This is a genomic window from Pseudomonas sp. RA_15y_Pfl2_54 (assembly GCF_963971015.1).
GTDB classification, from domain to species: domain Bacteria; phylum Pseudomonadota; class Gammaproteobacteria; order Pseudomonadales; family Pseudomonadaceae; genus Aquipseudomonas; species Aquipseudomonas baetica_A.
Genome location: NZ_CAXAPN010000012.1, coordinates 70,543 through 90,019 on the forward strand (window position 1 = coordinate 70,543; position 19,477 = coordinate 90,019).

At 63.1% G+C, this 19,477-nt stretch carries 2 protein-coding genes (1 of these 2 cut by a window edge); both read left to right on the forward strand.

Annotation, left to right across the window (positions count from 1 at the left end):
• The gene (locus AACY50_RS11170) at positions 1-12,321 is read left to right on the forward strand and encodes a non-ribosomal peptide synthetase (RefSeq protein WP_339538562.1); all 12,321 of its coding nucleotides are present in this window, start codon (positions 1-3) and stop codon (positions 12,319-12,321) included.
• On the forward strand, positions 12,321-19,477 hold the start of the coding sequence (locus AACY50_RS11175) for a non-ribosomal peptide synthase/polyketide synthase (RefSeq protein WP_339538563.1). Its footprint extends 7,846 nt past the window's final position; 7,157 of the gene's 15,003 nt are visible here — the first part of the coding sequence; its start codon is at positions 12,321-12,323; the stop codon falls past the right edge of the window. Before AACY50_RS11170 ends, AACY50_RS11175 begins: the two co-directional genes overlap by 1 nt.

Genomic DNA, 19,477 nt, shown 5'->3' on the forward strand with positions numbered 1-19,477 from the left:
ATGAATGCTGAAGACTCCTTGAAACTTGCTCGCCGGTTTATCGGACTGCCGCTGGAAAAGCGCCAGATGTTCCTTGCGGCTTTGCAAAAGGAGGGCGTGGATTTCGCCCGGTTTCCGATCCCCGCCGGCATCGAGGCCGAGGATCGTCAGGCGTTGTCCTACGCGCAGCGGCGCATGTGGTTTCTCTGGCAACTCGATCCGCAAAGTGGCGCCTACAACTTGCCGGGCGCAGTGCGTCTGAGTGGGCGCTTGAATGTGGCGGCGCTGGAGCAAGCCTTCGCCTGTCTGGTGGAGCGTCACGAAACCCTGCGCACGGTGTTCCAGCGCCAGGCCGATGACCGCCTGCTGCAAGTGCCGGCCAGCGCACCGCTGGTGATTGCCCGTGAAGATTTCAGCGCTCTGCCGCAGGCCGAACGCGAGCAGGCTGTGGTTCACGCCGCCGAGCAACAATCGGTGCTGCCGTTCGATCTGGCAGTCGGCCCGCTGCTGCGGGTCAATGTGCTCAAACTCGCGGAGCAGGAACACGTCCTGTTGCTGACCTTGCACCACATCGTCTCCGATGGCTGGTCGATGAACGTGCTGATTGATGAATTCATCCGCTGCTACGACGCGTTCGATGGCGATCAGCCGCCGCTACTGGCGCCGCTGCCGATTCAGTACAGCGACTATGCCCTGTGGCAACGGCGCTGGCTGGAGGCGGGCGAGCAGGCACGCCAACTCGACTACTGGCAGGCGCAACTGGGCGACGAACATCCGGTACTGGAATTGCCGCTGGATCATTCGCGCCCGACGGTGCCGAGCTATCGCGGTACCCGCTACGAATTTGCCGTCGACGCTCAGTTGGCCGAGCAACTGCGCAACACCGCGCAGCAGCATCAGGTCACCTTGTTCATGTTTTTGCTCGGCGCCTTTAACGCGCTGCTGCACCGGTATACCGGTCAGACGGATATCCGTGTCGGCGTACCGATTGCCAACCGCAACCGTGGGGACATCGAAGGGCTGATCGGCTTCTTCGTCAACACCCAGGTGCTGCGCACGCAACTGGACGGCCAGACCCGCGTCGATGATCTGCTGCGCGCGATCAAGGAAACCGCGCTCGGCGCCCAGGCTCATCAGGATCTGCCGTTCGAGCAACTGGTCGAAGCGCTGAAACTGGAACGCAGCCTCAGCCACACGCCACTGTTCCAGGTGATGTACAACCACCAGCCGCAAGTGGCCGACGTCGCCGCGCTGAGCACCGCGTCGGGTCTGGCGCTGAGCAGTCTCGACTGGCAGAGTCGTACCACGCAGTTCGACCTGACCCTGGATACCTGCGAGAAGGGTGGCAAGCTGCACGCCGCATTGACCTACGCCAGCGACCTGTTCGACGCCGCGACCATCGCACGCATGGCACGTCACTGGCTGCGCTTGCTGGCAGCGATGGTCGCTGATCCGTCGCAGCGGGTTGGCGAGTTGCCACTGCTGGAGGTCGATGAACATCACGCGCTGGTGCACGCCTGGAACGATACGCCGGCGCTTTACCCGACCGAGCAGTCGATTCATCAACTGATCGAAGCGCAGGTTGCCCGTACGCCGAATGCGCCAGCGCTGGTGTTTGGTGAGCAGACCTTGAGCTACGTCGAGCTGGATGCCCGGGCCAATCAACTGGCGCAGCTGCTGCGTGAGCAAGGCGTACAGGCCGACAGTCTGGTCGGCATCTGCGCCCAGCGCTCTCTGGAGATGGTCGTCGGCCTGCTGGCCATCCTCAAGGCGGGTGGCGCCTATGTGCCGCTGGACCCGGAGTATCCGCAGGAACGTCTGGCCTACATGATCGAGGACAGCGCCATCACCTTGCTGTTGACCCAAGCGGCGCTGCTGACATCCCTGCCGACTGACGGCGTCAAGGTCATTGCGCTGGATCAGCCGGGCCTGCTCGACGGCTACAGTGAAAGCCGTGCGGATGTACCGGTTGATCCGTTGAATCTTGCGTACGTGATTTACACCTCCGGTTCCACCGGCAAGCCCAAGGGGGCCGGCAACAGTCACGCCGCGCTGGTCAACCGCTTGTGCTGGATGCAGGACGCTTACGCTCTGGACGCCAGTGATTCGGTGCTGCAGAAAACCCCTTTCAGCTTCGACGTATCGGTCTGGGAGTTCTTCTGGCCGCTGCTCAGCGGTGCGCGTCTGGTCGTCGCTGCGCCTGGGGCGCACCGTGATCCGCGGCAGATGATCGACACCATTAACCGCCACCGCATTACTACGCTGCATTTTGTGCCATCGATGTTGCAGGCGTTTATTCACGAGCCGGGCGTCGAAACGTGCGCCGGCCTCAAACGCATCGTGTGCAGCGGTGAAGCATTACCACTGGATGCGCAACTGCAAGTCTTCGCCAAACTGCCGAATGCCGGCCTCTACAACCTCTACGGCCCGACTGAAGCGGCCATCGACGTCACCCACTGGACTTGCGTCGACGAAGGCGCCGACAGCGTGCCGATCGGTCGTCCGATCGCCAACCTGCGCACCCATGTGCTCGACGCCGAACTGTTGCCGGTGCCAACTGGCGTGGCCGGCGAACTGTACCTGGGCGGAGCGGGGCTGGCGCGCAGTTATCACCAGCGTCCGGCACTGACCGCCGAACGTTTTGTGCCGTGCCCGTTCCATGAGGGCGCGCGCCTGTACCGTACCGGTGACCGTGTGCGTCAGCGAACTGACGGCGTGATCGAGTACCTGGGCCGTCTCGACCATCAGGTGAAACTGCGCGGTTTGCGCATTGAACTCGGTGAAATCGAAACCCGCCTGATGCAGCACTCGCGGGTGCGTGAGGCCGTGGTGCTGGTGCAGGGCGGCAAGCATCTGGTGGCTTATCTGGTGCTGGAAAATACTCAGCCGCACGAGCAATGGCAGCAGGACGTCAAGGCCTGGCTGCTCGGCAGTCTGCCGGAATTCATGGTGCCGACCTACCTGATGACCCTGGCCACACTGCCGGTCACCGCCAACGGCAAACTGGATCGCAAGGCTCTGCCGCAACCTGACGCCGCGCCGCAGCAAGCCTTCGTTGCGCCGCAGGACACGATGCAAAAAGCCCTGGCGGCGATCTGGGCCGACGTGCTCGGTCTTGAGCGCGTCGGCCTCGAAGACAACTTCTTCGAGCTGGGCGGCGACTCGATCATCTCCATTCAAGTGGTCAGCCGGGCGCGACAGGTCGGGATTCGCGTCAGTGCGCGTGATCTGTTCCAGTACCAGACCGTGCGCAGCCTCGCACGGGTCGCCACGCTGGACAGCCAGACGTCGGTGGATCAAGGGCCAGTGACCGGCGACGCCGTACTCGGGCCGATCCAGCAACACTTCTTCAGCCATGCGATGCCGGTGCGTGAGCACTGGAACCAGTCGCTGCTGCTGACCCCGCGCGCCACTTTGAACGCTCAGTGGCTCGATACCGCGCTGGCGCACGTCATCAACCACCACGATGCCCTGCGCCTGCGCTTCGTCGAAAACGCCGAAGGCTGGCAGCAAAGCCACGGCCCACGGGTTGAAAACGCTGGGCTGTGGCAGCGCGACGCCGACTCTGTCGAGCAGTTGAACGCCTTATGCAACGAGGCCCAGCGCAGTCTTGATCTGCGCAACGGCCCGCTGGTGCGCGCGTTGCTGGTCACGCTGGCCGATGGCAGCCAGCGTCTGGCGCTGATCATTCATCACTTGGTGGTGGATGGGGTTTCCTGGCGAGTGCTGCTGGAAGATGTGCAGCAGGCCTATGAGCAACTGGCAGCGGGCGGCGGCATTCAATTGCCGGCAAAAACCACAGCCTTCCAGAGCTGGACAGCACGCCTCGAAAGCGCAGCGTCGCGTTTCGACGACCAACTGAGCTATTGGAAAGCCCAGCATCAGGATGCCCGGGATCTGCCGTGCGAGCGTCCGGATGGCAGCCTGCAGAACCGGCATGGCGAGAAAATCCAATGGCGCCTCGACGCCGAGCGCACCCGTCAACTGTTGCAACAGGCGCCGGCAGCGTATCGCACGCAGGTCAACGATCTGCTGCTCACGGCACTGGCGCGCACCATCAGCCGCTGGAGCGAGCAACCGGGCACGCTGATCGAGATGGAGGGGCATGGTCGCGAAGATCTGTTCGATGACATCGACCTGAGTCGCACTGTGGGCTGGTTCACCAGCCTGTTCGCGGTAAATCTGATTGCCGACGACGATCTCGACGGCTCGATCAAGTCGATCAAGGAGCAACTGCGCGCGGTACCGGACAAAGGTCTGGGCTATGGCGTGCTGCGTTATCTCGCGGCGCCGTCGGTATGCGCCGAATTTGAGTCGCTGGCGCCGCCGCGCATTACCTTCAACTATCTCGGCCAGTTCGACCGCCAGTTCGACGAGGCGGCGCTGTTCGTACCGTGCGCTGAAAACAGCGGTGTCGCGCAGGATCCAGAGGCGCCGCTGGCCAACTGGCTGACCGTGGAAAGTCAGGTGTATGGCGGCGAACTGTCGATGAGTTGGGGTTTCAGCCGCGAGATGTTCGACGGCGCAACCGTACAGAAACTGGTGGATCAATACGCCGTCGAGTTGCACGCGCTGATCGAACATTGCTGCACCCTGCAAGCCGCGCAAGCGACGCCGTCGGACTTCCCGCTGGCGCAGGTCACGCAGGCGCAACTCGATGCACTGCCGGTGCCGGCCGGTCAGGTCGATGACCTTTATCCACTGTCGCCGATGCAGCAGGGTTTGCTGTTCCACACCCTCTACGAGCAAGCGGCGGGTGAGTACATCAACCAGTTGCGCGTCGATGTGCAAGGCGTTGATCCCGAGCGTTTCCGCGCTGCATGGCAAGCCACCGTCGACGCGCAGGACATTCTGCGCAGCGGTTTCGTCTGGCAGGGCGAACTGACGCAGCCGCTGCAGATCGTGCACAAGCAGGTGCAGTTGCCGTTTACCACGCTGGACTGGCGCAACCGCGACAATCAGCCAGCCGCTCTAGCAGCGTTGGCCGATGCCGAACGTCAGCAAGGCTTTGATCTGAGTTGCGCACCGTTGCTGCGACTGGTGCTGGTGCAGACCGGCGCCGAGCAATGGCACCTGATTTACACCCACCACCACATCCTGATGGACGGCTGGAGCAACTCGCAGTTGCTTGGCGAAGTCTTGCTGCGTTACGGCGGCCGGACGCCGGTAAGCGGCGGTGGACGTTTTCGCGATTACATCGCCTGGCTGCAACGGCAGGACGGTCAACTCAGTCAGGACTTCTGGAGCGAACAACTCGCTGCGCTGCAAGAGCCGACCCGACTGGCCCGCGCCGCCACCGGTGGGGGAAACCTCAGCGGTCACGGCGACCACTACCTGACGCTGGACGTGCCACGCACAAAGGCACTGGAAGCGTTTGCCCGTCAGCAGAAAGTCACCGTCAACACCTTGGTGCAATCGGCTTGGCTGCTGTTGCTGCAACGCTACACCGGTCACGAAGCGGTGGCGTTCGGCGCGACCGTGGCCGGGCGTCCGGCGGATCTGCCGGGCATCGAGCAGCAGGTCGGTCTGTTCATCAACACCTTGCCGGTGATCGGTGCGCCGCGTCCGGACCAAACCGTCGGCCAATGGCTGCAAGCGGTGCAGGCGCAGAACCTCAGCCTGCGCGACTTCGAACACACGCCGCTGGCGGACATCCAGCGCTGGGCCGGGCAGGGTGGCGAAGCGCTGTTCGACAACATCCTGGTGTTCGAAAACTACCCGATTGCCCAGGCCCTGAGTCAGGCCGGGCAAGGGCTGGTGTTCGGTGGCGTGGGCAATCTGGAGCAAACGCACTATGCGCTCAGCGTAGCGGTCACGCTCGGCGAGCAACTGGCGTTGCATTACAGCTTCGACCGTGGCCAGTTCGCCGGCGATGTCATCGCCGGCATCAGTGCGCACCTGCTGCAACTGCTTGAGCAGTTTGCCGTGTCGGCTGAACGCAACCTCGGCGAAATCGGCCTGGCCAGCGCTGAAGAGCAGGCGCGCCAGCAAGCCGAAAACCATCCGCAACCGTACCCGGTGGACATCGGCGTGCATCAGCGTATTGCCGCGCTGGCCGGCGAAAGTCCGCAACGCACGGCGGTGATCTTCAACGGTCAGCGCTTCAGCTATGGCGAAATCGATCAGCGCGCCAACCAATTGGCCTACGCGTTGATCGCCCGTGGCGTCGGTGCGGAAACCCGCGTCGGTGTGGCCCTGCCGCGCAGTGAGGCGGTGATCGTCGCGTTGCTGGCGGTGCTCAAGGCTGGCGGCGCATACGTGCCGCTGGACACCAGCTATCCGCGCGAACGTCTGGCCTACCTGATCGAGGATTCGGGGCTCGCGCTGTTGATCAGCGACTCGTCGGTGTCGGCGCAATTGCCTGTGGCCGAATCGGTGCCGCTGCTTGAACTCGATCGCCTCGACTTGCGCGAATGGCCGATCACCGCGCCGCCCGTGCAACTCGATCCGCATAACCTCGCGTATGTGATTTACACCTCCGGCTCCACGGGTAACCCCAAAGGCGTCAGCGTCGCTCACGGCCCCTTGGCGATGCATTGCCAGGCCATCGGTCAGCGTTATGAAATGCGCGACAGCGATTGCGAATTCCACTTCATGTCGTTCGCCTTCGACGGCGCCCATGAGCGCTGGCTGACCAGCCTCACCCACGGCGCCTCGTTGCTGATCCGCGACGACAGCCTGTGGACACCGGAGCAGACCTACAACGCCATGATTGAGCATGGCGTGACGGTGGTCGCGTTCCCGCCGGTGTACCTGCAACAACTGGCCGAACACGCCGAGCGTGTGGGCAATCCGCCCAACGTGCGCATCTATTGCTTTGGCGGCGACGCGGTACCCAACGCCAGTTTCGAGCGGGTCAAACGGGCGCTCGATCCGGACTTCATCATCAACGGCTACGGCCCGACCGAAACCGTGGTCACGCCGCTGATCTGGAAGGCCGGCCGCGATGTGCCGTGCGGCGCCGCTTACGCGCCAATCGGCAGCCGCATCGGTGACCGTAGTGCCTACGTGCTCGACGCCGATCTGAACCTGTTGCCGCAAGGTATGGCTGGTGAGCTGTATCTGGGTGGCACGGGGCTGGCCCGGGGGTATCTGAATCGTCCGGGGCTGACCGCCGAGCGTTTTGTCGCTGATCCGTTCAGCCGCACTGGCGGCTTGCTTTATCGCACCGGCGACCTCGTTCGCCAGCGCGCCGATGGCACATTCGACTATCTGGATCGCATCGACAATCAAGTGAAGATCCGCGGTTTTCGCATTGAACTCGGCGAAGTCGAAGCCGCCCTGCAAGCGCTCGACGGCGTGCGTGAAGCCGTGGTCGTGGCCCAGGAAGGCAGTGCCGGCAGCGGCAAGCGTCTGGTCGCCTATGTGGTGGGTGATTCTGCCCGCGCCGACTTCACCGAAGAGCTGCGTGCGCAGCTCAAGGCAACCCTGCCGGGCCATATGGTGCCGGCGTATGTGTTGCGTCTGGAACGCATGCCGCTGACGCCGAACGGCAAACTCGACCGCAAGAACCTGCCGAAACCGGATGTCAGCCAACTGCAACAGACCTATGTCGCTGCGCAGAACGCGCTGGAGCAACAATTGGCGACGATCTGGCAAGACGTGCTCAAGCTTGAGCAGGCCGGTATCAGCGACAACTTCTTTGAGCTGGGCGGCGACTCGATCATTTCCATTCAAGTGGTCAGCCGTGCGCGGCAGGCGGGTATCCGCTTCACGCCCAAAGACCTGTTCGAGCACCAGACCATTCAGGCGTTGGCCGTTGTCGCGCAGACGGGCGAAGCGCTGCAAATGATCGATCAGCAACCGGTCACCGGCAGCACGGCACTGTTGCCGATTCATCAGGAGTTCTTCGCTCAGGCGATTCCTGATCGTCATCACTGGAACCAGTCGGTGATGCTCAAACCGAGTCAGGCGCTCGATGGCAACTTGCTTGAGCAAGCGCTGGATGCGTTGGTGCTGCACCACGACAGCCTGCGCCTGGAATTTGTCGAGCAGGCGGATGGCTGGTCGGCGCAATATCGCGACGTCGTGACCCAGGCGGGTGAAACGATCCTCTGGCAAGTCGCGGTCGCCGACCTCGCAGCCCTTGAGGCATTGGGCGACAAGGCCCAGCGCAGCCTGCAACTGAGCGGTGGCTCGCTGATTCGCGCGGTGCTGGCGAACCTGGCCGATGGCAGTCAACGCCTGCTGCTGATCGTCCATCATCTGGTGGTCGATGGCGTGTCGTGGCGGATTCTGTTTGAAGATCTGCAAAACGCTTACCGGCAGATCGCTACGGGCAATGCCGTGCAGTTGCCGGCCAAGACCCATGCGGTCAACGCCTGGGCGCAGGCCTTGCAGGAATACGCCGCCACGCCTGCGTTGCAGTCTGAACTGGGCTTCTGGCAGCAACAGTTGCAAGGTGCATCGGCGACGTTGCCTTTCGACCGTCCCGACGGTGGGCAGCAACACGATCAGGCGCTGACCATTCGCAGCAAACTGGACCAGACCCTGACCCGTCAGCTGTTGCAGGATGCGCCGGCGGCTTATCGCACGCAGGTCAACGATCTGCTGCTGACGGCTCTGGCGCGGGTGATGGTGCGCTGGACCGGTGCCGACCATGCGCTGGTATTGCTCGAAGGTCACGGTCGCGAAGACCTGTTCGACAGCGTCGACCTGACGCGCACTGTCGGCTGGTTCACCAGTGTGTTCCCGGCGCGCCTTTCGCCGGTTGCCGAACCGGGCGCATCGCTCAAGCAGGTCAAGGAACAACTGCGGGCGATTCCGCACAAAGGCATCGGCTTCGGCGCGCTCGCGCATCTGGGCGATGAGCTGGCTCGCCAAGCCCTGCAAGCCTTGCCGACACCACGCCTGACCTTCAACTATCTGGGCCAGTTCGACGGCAGTTTCGATGCCGCCGACCACGCCCTGTTTGCACCGACTGGCGAATCCGGCGGCGCCGAAGTCAATCTGCAGGGCCCGCTGGGCAACCCGCTGGCGCTGAACGGCAAAGTCTTCGGCGGCGAACTGGACCTGAGCTGGACCTACAGCGGCGCGATGTTCGACGCGGCGACCATCCAGCGTCTGGCCGATGATTACGTGCAGGAATTGACGGCGCTGATCGGCCATTGCTGCGACAACGCCAACCGTGGCGTGACACCGTCGGACTTCCCGCTGGCGCAACTGTCGCAGGCGCAACTCGATGCGCTGGTGCTCGAACCGCAAAGCATCGATGACATCTACCCGCTGTCGCCGATGCAGCAGGGCATGCTGTTCCATACGTTGCTCGAACATGGCAACGGCGACTACATCAACCAGATGCGCCTGGACGTCGACGGCGTCGATCCACAACGCTTCCAGGCGGCGTGGCAAGCGGTGGTGGATGCCCATGACATTCTGCGCACCGGGTTTTTCTGGCAGGGCGATCTGCCGCAACCGGTGCAAGTGGTGCAGCGCCAGGTTGAAGTGCCGTTCAGCGTGCTCGACTGGCACGACAAAGCCGGGCTGGACGCGGCGCTGCAAACCCTCGCCGACGAAGAGCGCGCACAGGGGCTGGATTTGACCTGTGCGCCGCTGCTGCGCCTGGTGCTGGTGCGCACCGCGACGGATCGTCATCACCTGATTTACACCAACCACCACATCCTGATGGACGGCTGGAGCAGCGCGCAGTTGCTCGGCGAAGTGTTGCAGCACTACAGCGGCGAAACGGTCGCACGTCCGGCAGGGCGCTATCGCGATTACATCGGCTGGCTGCAACGCCAGGATGCGGCGGCGGCCGAGGCCTACTGGCTGGCGACGCTGCACAACCTGCAAGAGCCAACGCGTCTGGCCAATGCCATCGCGCGGCCGCATGACGGTTTGCCGAGCGTCGGCTATGGCGATCATTACCAAGTGCTGGACGCGGATCTGACTCGGCGTCTGGGGGAATTTGCCCGGGCTACGAAAGTCACGGTCAACACCGTGGTGCAAGGCGCCTGGCTGTTGCTGTTGCAGCGCTATACCGGCAAAGACTGTGTTGCGTTCGGCGCCACCGTCGCCGGGCGTCCGGCGGATTTGCCGGGTGCCGAAGCGCAGATCGGTCTGTTCATCAATACCTTGCCGGTGGTTGCTGCGCCGCAGGCGCAGCAGAGTCTGGTCCGTTGGCTGCAAGGCGTGCAGGCGCAGAACCTGGCGTCGCGCGAGTTCGAACACACGCCACTGGCCGATATTCAGCGTTGGGCCGGGCAGGGCGGTGATGCGCTGTTCGACAGCCTGATGGTGTTCGAGAACTACCCGATTGCCGACGCGCTGGAACGTGGCGCGCCGCAAGGTTTGCGTTTCGGCGCGGTGGCCAATCAGGAGCAGACCAACTATCCGCTGACCCTGCTGGTAAACATGAGCACGCAACTGACGGTGCATTTGAGCTATCAGCGCGACAGCTTTGCGGCGGCCAACGTGGCGCAGTTGGGCGCGCATTTGCAGCGTCTGCTGAGCCAGATGACTGAGTCGGGCGAGCAGTCGCTCAGTGAGTTGAACCTGATCGAACGCGTCCCGAGCGTCGCTGCCGATTTCGTCACCGAGCTGTGCATTCATCAGGGCATCGCTCGTCAAGTCGTAGCGACGCCGGATGCGCTGGCGGTGACCTTTGGCAGCACGCAACTGACGTACGCCGAACTCGACGCGCAAGCCAACCGCTTGGCGCACAAATTGATCGAGCTCGGTGTTGGCCCGGAAGTGCGCGTGGGCGTGGCGATGCCGCGTTCCGAGCAGTTGCTCATTGCCTTGCTGGCGGTGCTGAAGGCCGGTGGCGCGTATGTGCCGCTGGACCCGGATTACCCGGCGGATCGTGTCGCGTACATGCTGGAGGACAGCCGCGCGCGGGTGCTGCTGACCGAGCAAGCCGTCGCCGCGACCCTGACGGTGCCTGGCGAAACGCAAGTGTTGCTGCTGGATCAGGTGTCGCTGAATAGCTATTCAGATGTCGCGCCTCAAACATCGGTCGCGCCGGATAACCTTGCCTACGTGATCTACACCTCGGGCTCCACTGGCAAACCCAAAGGCGTGGCGATTGCCCATCGCAACGTCATGGCGTTGATCGACTGGTCGGCCAAGGTCTACAGCCGCGACGATATCCAAGGCGTACTGGCCTCGACCTCGGTGTGCTTCGACCTGTCGGTGTGGGAGCTGTTCGTCACACTGGCCAACGGCGGCTCGCTGATCATCGCGCGCAATGCCCTGGAGCTGCCGCACTTGCCGGCTCGCGATCAGGTTCGTTTGATCAACACCGTGCCGTCGGCCATCGCCGCGCTGCAACGCGCCGGGCAGATTCCGCCGAGCGTGCGGATCATCAATCTGGCCGGTGAACCGCTCAAGCAAGGGCTGGTTGACGCGTTGTATCAACAGTCGACGGTCGAGCACGTCTACGACCTCTACGGCCCGTCGGAAGACACCACCTATTCGACCTGGACTCGGCGCAGTGCCGGTGGTCAGGCGCGTATCGGCCGTGCCCTCGACCACAGCGCCAGTCACGTGCTCGACGCTGATTTGCACGCTGTCCCGCAAGGGGTTTCGGCTGAGCTGTACCTGTCGGGGGCCGGCATCACGCGCGGCTATCTGGGCCGCGCGGCGATGACCGCTGAACGGTTCGTACCCAACCCGCTCGCCGACAATGGCGAGCGGATGTACCGCACCGGCGACCTGATCCGCGAGCGTGAAGCGGGCGAACTGGAGTACATGGGCCGCATCGACCATCAGGTGAAGATTCGTGGATTGCGCATCGAGTTGGGGGAGATCGAGGCGCGATTGCTCGCCCAACCGGCCGTCACCGAAGCGGCGGTGCTGGCCGTCGAAGGTGAGGCTGGCGCGCAACTGGTGGCCTATGTGGTCGCCCCGCCACTGGATCTGTGCGACGGCCAAGCGCAGCGGCTCCTGCGCGACGGACTAAAGACTGGCCTCAAGTCTTCGTTACCTGACTACATGATTCCCGCGCACCTGCTGTTCCTTGAGCAGTTGCCACTGACCCCCAACGGCAAACTCGACCGCAAGGCCTTGCCAGCGGTCGATGCCAGCCAGATGCAGGCCGCGTATGTCGCGCCGCACAGTGAGCTTGAGCAGCGGGTCGCGGCGATCTGGCAGCAAGTGCTCGACGTGCAACGCATCGGCCTGAACGATCACTTCTTCGAACTGGGCGGGCACTCGCTGCTGGCGGTCAACGTGGTGTCGCGCATGGCCCTCGAACTGGGCCTGACGCTGACCCCGCAACTGTTATTCCAGCACCCCGTCCTGAGCGACTTTGTCGCTCACCTCGATACAGGAGGCGGGGCAATCAACGAACAGAAACTGAGCAAGCTGGAAGCCCTGCTTGACGATATGGAGGAAGTCTGATGGACAAGAGTGTTGCTTTGAGGGTAGCCAAGCGCTTTATCACTCTGCCGCTGGACAAACGTAAGCTGTACCTGGAAAAGATGCTCGAAGAGGGCGTCTCTGCGGCCAACCTGCCGATCCCGGAGACACGTTCCGGGTTTGCGGCGATTCCTCTGTCGTATGCCCAGGAACGTCAATTGTTCCTCTGGCAAATGGACCCGCACAGCACCGCGTATCACATCCCCAGCGCCCTGCGCCTCAAGGGGCGGCTGGAGGTGGCGGCGCTGGAACGCAGTTTCAATGCCGTGGCCGCGCGTCACGAAAGTTTGCGCACGACCTTCGCCGAGCAGGGCGAAACCTTCTGCCAGGTGATTCATCCGCAACTGCCGCTGAACATCAGTCTGGTTCCGCTGCCCGAAGGTCTTGATGCCGCCGGTGAAGAGGCTGCGATCAAGGCGTTCGTCGAAAGCGAAACCGCACGCCCGTTCAACCTGCAACAGGGCCCGCTCCTGCGCGTGGCGCTGCTGAAAGTGGCGCAGGACGATCATGTGCTGGTGCTGATCCAGCACCACATCATCTCCGATGGCTGGTCGATCAAAGTGCTGGTCAATGAGCTGATCCAGCATTACGCCGCCGACACCCGCGGGCAGCCCTTGACGCTGCCGGCGCTGGACGTGCAATACGCCGACTACGCGATCTGGCAGCGTCACTGGCTGGAAGCGGGCGAGCGTGAGCGGCAACTGGCTTATTGGATCAAGACGCTGGACGGCGAGCAGCCGGTGTTGGAGTTGCCCATCGATTTCCCCCGCCCGGCGGTGCAAAGCCTGCGCGGTGCGCGCCTTGAGCTGGACTTGCCGGCGGATCTCGGCGACGCCCTGAAACAACTGGCCCAGCGCGAAGGTGCGAGCCTGTTCATGGTGTTGCTGGCGTCGTTCCAGGCCTTGCTGCATCGCTACAGCGGCCAGGCGCAGATTCGCGTCGGTGTGCCTGCGGCCAACCGTAACCGCGTCGAGACGGAGGGCCTGATCGGCTTTTTCGTCAACACTCAGGTATTGAATGCCGAGGTGAACGGGCAACTACCGTTCAACCGCTTGCTGGTGCAGGTCAAGCAAGCGGCGATGGATGCTCAGGCGCATCAGGATCTGCCGTTCGAGCAATTGATCGAAGCGCTGCAACCGGAGCGCAGCCTGAGCCACAGCCCGGTGTTCCAGGTGATGTTCAACCACCAGACCCGCCGTGATCAGCAGCGTGGCGCGGTGCAACTGCCGCAGTTGAGTGTCGAGGATGTGCAGTGGGAAGGGCGCACCGCGCAGTTCGACCTGACCCTCAATACTTATGAATCCAGCGACGGTTTCGCCGCTGAGCTGACCTACGCCACTGACCTGTTCAAGCCTGAGACCGTCGAGCGCATTGCTCGTCACTGGCAGAACCTGCTGCGTGGCATCGTGGCCGCTCCGACCTGCCGCGTCGGCGAATTGCCGTTGTTGGACAGTACCGAACGCGATGTGCTGTTGCAGGACTGGGTACGCGTGGCCGATCACACCACGCAGGGCGGTTGCGTGCAGCAGGTGTTCGCGTTGCAGGCGCAACAAACCCCGCAAGCGACCGCGCTGATCATCGGCGCAGACGTGCTGAGCTATGGCGAACTGGATGCCCGGGCCAATCAACTGGCACACAAACTGATCGAGGCCGGGGTTGGCCCGGATCAACGGGTCGGCATCGCGGTCGAGCGCAGCGTCGAAATGATCGTCGGCCTGCTGGCGATCCTCAAGGCTGGCGGCGCTTATGTGCCGCTGGACCCGGCGTACCCGCAAGATCGTCTGGCCTACATGATCGAGGACAGTGGTTTGCAGTTGCTGCTGACCCAGTCGCACTTGCAGGCGCAGTTGCCGATCCCGGCGAACGTGCAGATGCTGTTGCTGGATCAGCCACACGGCTGGCTGGCGGCGTATCCTCAGACCGCGCCGGATGTTGCGGTCAACGGCGAACACCTGGCCTATACGATTTACACCTCTGGTTCCACCGGCAACCCCAAAGGCGTGATGGTGCGTCACGCGGCGCTGAGCAACTTTGTCGCGAGCATGATCAAGCAACCAGGGATCGCAGCCACTGATCGCATGCTGTCGCTGACCACGTTCTCGTTCGACATTTTCGGCTTGGAAATCTACGGCCCATTGCTGGCCGGCGCCGGCGTGGTGCTGACCGGCAAGGACGTGCATCAAGACCCGCAAGCGGTGCTCGAACTGATCGAGCGTCACGCCGTCAGTGTGCTGCAAGCCACGCCGTCGACCTGGCGCATGCTGCTGGACAACGAACACGCCGCGATCCTCAACGGCCGCACGTTCCTTTGTGGCGGTGAAGCGCTGCCGCAGGAACTGGCGCAGCGCATGCTGGCGCTGACGCCACGCGTGTGGAACCTCTATGGCCCGACCGAAACGACGATCTGGTCAGCACAACATGCACTGAGTGCGGACAACAGCCGTCCGTTCCTCGGCACGCCCATCGACAACACCGCGTTGTACATCCTCGGCAGTGACCTTGAGCTCAATCCGCTCGGCGCGCCGGGTGAATTGCTGATTGGCGGTGACGGTTTGGCCCGTGGTTATTTCCAGCGCCCAAGCCTCACCGCCGAACGTTTTGTGCCGGATCCTTTCGCGAAAAACGGTGCGCGTCTGTACCGCACCGGTGACCTGACGCGCTATCGCGCCGAGGGTGTGATCGAGTACATCGGGCGGATCGACCATCAGGTGAAAATCCGGGGTTTGCGTATCGAACTCGGTGAAATCGAAGCGCGTTTACTCGCGCTCGACAGCGTGCGCGAAACCGTCGTGGTCGCGCAGGACGGCCCGACCGGCCCACAACTGGTGGCCTACGTGGTGCCATCGGTCAATGATGTTTCGCAAACCGATTTGCGTGCCGCGCTCAAGGCCAGCCTCAAGGCCAGCCTCAAGGCTGAACTGCCGGAGTACATGGTACCGGCGCACCTGTTGTTCCTGGCGCAACTGCCGCTGACCCCCAACGGCAAAGTGGATCGCAAAGCCTTGCCGGCGCCCGACGCCAGCCAGTTGCAATCGACCTACAGCGCACCGCAAACCGCCACCCAGCACACCGTCGCCGAGATCTGGCAAGCGGTGCTGAAGCTGGATCGCGTGGGCCTTGGCGATAATTTCTTCGAACTGGGCGGCCACTCCTTGTTGGTAACTCAAGTGATCTCGCGGGTGCGTCAGGTACTGAACGTTCAGGTGCCGCTGCGAACGCTGTTCGAACACAGCACGCTGCAAGATTTTGTCGCCGCGCTCGGTATTGATCAGGCGACTTGGGAACCGCCGATTGTCGCGCTGCCGCGTCTGCAACCGTTGGCGCTTTCGTATGCTCAGGAGCGCCAGTGGTTCCTCTGGCAACTGGAGCCGACCAGCACCGCTTATCACGTCCCGGCCGCGCTGCGTCTGCGCGGTGAACTGGATCTGGTGGCGTTGCAGCGCAGCTTCGATTCTCTGATCGCCCGCCACGAAGCCCTGCGCACCTGCTTCGTCGAAGAGCAGGGCCAGACCCTGCAAGTGATTCAGGCCCACGGCACGCTGGATCTGCACGTTCAGGACGTTGCCGCCGATCTGGACGAGGCCGCGCTGCAAGCGCTGGTCGCCGAAGAAACCCTGCACCTGTTCAATCTTCAGCAAGGCCCGCTGCTGCGAGTCAAATTGCTGCGTCTTGCAGATGACGACCACGCACTGGTCATCACCTTGCACCACATCGTTTCCGATGGCTGGTCGATGACGGTCATGGTCGATGAACTGGTGGCGTTGTACGCCGCTTATAGCCAGGGGCAGGCGGTGCAATTGCCAGCGTTGGCGGTGCAATACGCCGACTACGCGGTGTGGCAAAAGCAGTGGATGGACGCCGGTGAACGCGAGCGTCAGTTGAACTACTGGACGGCGCAACTGGGCGATGGCGATCAGCCGCTGCTGGAGCTGCCGACCGACCGCCCACGTCCGCCTGAGCAAAGCTATCGCGGCGCCCGTCGTGATATTCCGCTGAGCCTGGAACTGGCGTCTGCGCTCAAGCAGGTTGCCCAGCGTGAAAACGTCACGCTGTTCACACTGTTGCTGGCCTCGTTCCAGACCTTGCTGCATCGCTACAGCGGTCAGGCCGACATCCGCGTCGGTGTGCCGGTGGCGAACCGCAACCGGGTCGAGACGGAAGGGCTGATCGGCTTCTTCGTCAACACCCAGGTGCTGAAAGCCGAATTCGACAGCCAGCAGACGTTCCGCAGCCTGCTGCAGCAAGTGAAAAGCACCGTGCTCGGCGCCCAGGCTCATCAGGATCTGCCGTTCGAGCAACTGGTCGATGCGCTGCAACCGGAGCGCAGCCTCAGCCACAGTCCGTTGTTCCAGGTGCTGCACAATCACCAGAGCCAGGCCCGTCAGGCACAGGGCGCCACGCGCTTGCCGAACATCGAGATCGAAGGCCTGAACTGGGCGTCGAACACTGCACAGTTCGACCTGACCCTGAACACCTTCGAATCCACCGATAACGTCTGGGCCGAGCTGACGTACGCCACCGATTTGTTCGACGCCGCGACCATCGTGCGTCTGGCGCAACACTGGACGAATCTGCTGCAAGGCATCGTCGCCGACAGCGGTCAGCGCATTGCCGAACTGCCGCTGCACGACGCAGCCGAACGCGCGGCGACCGTGCTGCAATGGAACCCGGCCGTGGCCGATTTCCCCAGCGAGCGGTGCCTGCATCAATTGATCGAAGTCCAGGCTGCGCGCGCCCCGCAAGCGATTGCCGTGACCTGCGGCGAACAGACGCTGACCTACGAGAAGCTCAACAGCCACGCCAATCAGATGGCCCGCCAATTGATCGCCAACGGTGTCGGCCCGGACGTGCGTGTCGGTCTGGCGGTTGAGCGCAGCCTCGACATGCTGGTCGGGCTGTTGGCGATCCTCAAGGCCGGGGGCGCTTACGTGCCGCTGGACCCCAGCTACCCGCAAGAACGCCTGAGTTACATGATCGGCGACAGCGGCATCGGCCTGCTGCTGACCCAAAGCCATCTGCTTGATCGTCTGCCGGTGCCGGACTCGGTCCGCAGTTTGATGCTCGATCAGGACCGCGACGCTCTCCAAGGCTACAGCGACAGCAACCCGCAGGTCAGCATGAGCCCGGACAACCTGGCGTACGTGATCTACACCTCCGGTTCGACCGGCCAGCCGAAGGGCACCTTGCTGGCGCATCGCAACGTGCTGCGCCTGTTCGAAGCCACCGATGCGTGGTTCGGTTTTGGTCCGACCGATGTCTGGAGCCTGTTCCATTCCTGCGCCTTCGATTTCTCGGTGTGGGAGATTTTCGGTGCGCTGCTGTACGGTGGCAAACTGGTGGTGGTGCCTTACGAGGTCAGCCGTGCGCCGGAAGATTTCTACGCTTTGCTCTGCCGCGAAGGCATCACCGTACTGAACCAGACGCCCTCGGCGTTCAAGCAATTGATGCAAGTGGCGTGCGCCCCGCAACACGCCGCGCTTCAGCCGTCGCTGCGTTACGTGGTGTTTGGCGGCGAGGCGCTGGAGGTCAAGAGCCTGCGCCCGTGGTTCGAACGCTTCGGCGATCAGGCGCCGCAAATGATCAACATGTACGGCATCACCGAAACCACCGTGCATGTGACTTACCGCCCATTGTCGATGGCCGATCTGCAAGGCGATGTCGGCAGCCCGATCGGCGAGCCGATTCCGGATTTGTCGTGGTATTTGCTCGACGGAGACCTGAACCCGGTCGCCAAAGGCTGTATCGGCGAGCTGTACATCGGGCGCGCCGGCCTGGCGCGGGGTTATCTGAACCGTGCCGATCTGACCAGCCTGCGTTTTATTCCCGATCCGTTTGCCGCTGACGGCGGGCGTCTGTACCGCACTGGTGACCTGGCGCGTTACCGCGCTGACGGCGTCGTCGAATACGTCGGTCGAATCGACCATCAGGTGAAGATTCGCGGGTTCCGTATCGAGCTGGGTGAAATCGAAGCGCAGTTGCTCGAACAAGCCGTCGTGCGCCAAGCCGTGGTGCTCGCGCAGCCGGGCCTCAGTGGTCAGCAACTGGTCGCCTGGCTGGTGCCGGACGATGTCGCGCTACTTGATGCCAGCCCGGCCGAGCAAGGCCTGTGGCGCGACCGTGTGCGTGCCGGGCTCAAGGCAAACCTGCCGGATCACATGATCCCGGCGCACCTGTTGCTGCTGGCGCAACTGCCATTGACCGCCAACGGCAAACTCAATCGCAGCGCCTTGCCGGCCCCGGACGCGAGTCAGGCGCAGCAGGCTTATCAGGCGCCCCAAAGCGAACTGGAGCAGCGCCTGGCGGCGATCTGGCAAGACGTGCTGAAGCTGCCGCGAGTGGGTCTCAACGACAACTTCTTTGAACTGGGCGGCGACTCGATCATCTCGATTCAGGTGGTCAGCCGTGCCCGTCAGGCCGGTATTCGTCTCAATCCCAAAGACCTGTTCCAGCACCAGACCGTGCAGCGTCTGGCGCTGGTCGCACAGTTGGGCGATGACTCGTCGACGATTGATCAACAGGCGGTGACCGGCGCGGCGGTACTGCTGCCGATCCAGCAGCAGTTTTTCGAAGACGAGATCCCTGAACGTCACCACTGGAATCAGTCGGTGCTGCTCCAACCGCGTCAGGCGCTGGACGCCGCCAAGGTCGAGCAAGTGCTGCGCGCGCTGGTGGCCCATCACGATGCCCTGCGCCTGAGTTTTTCGCAGCAGGATGGCGTGTGGCAGGCCGAACACCGAGCGGTGGAAGACTCATCGCAGAACCTGCTCTGGCAGGAGGACGTCGCCGATGCTGCTGCGCTGGAAGCCTTGGGCAACCGCGCCCAGCGCAGTCTCGACCTGCAAAACGGGCCGTTACTGCGCGCTGTGTTGGCAAATCTGGCCGACGGCACTCAGCGTTTGCAGTTGGTGATTCATCACTTGGCGGTGGACGGTGTGTCGTGGCGGATTGTGCTTGAAGACCTGCAAAACGCTTATCAGCAATTGCTCGATGATCAGCCGCTGAGCCTGCCATCGAAGACCAGCGCCTTCAAGGACTGGAGCGAGCACTTGCAGCGCTACGCCAACGGCCCGGTGTTGCAGGCAGAGCTGGCTTACTGGCGGGCCTGTCTGAGCGATGTCAGCACCGACCTGCCGTGCAA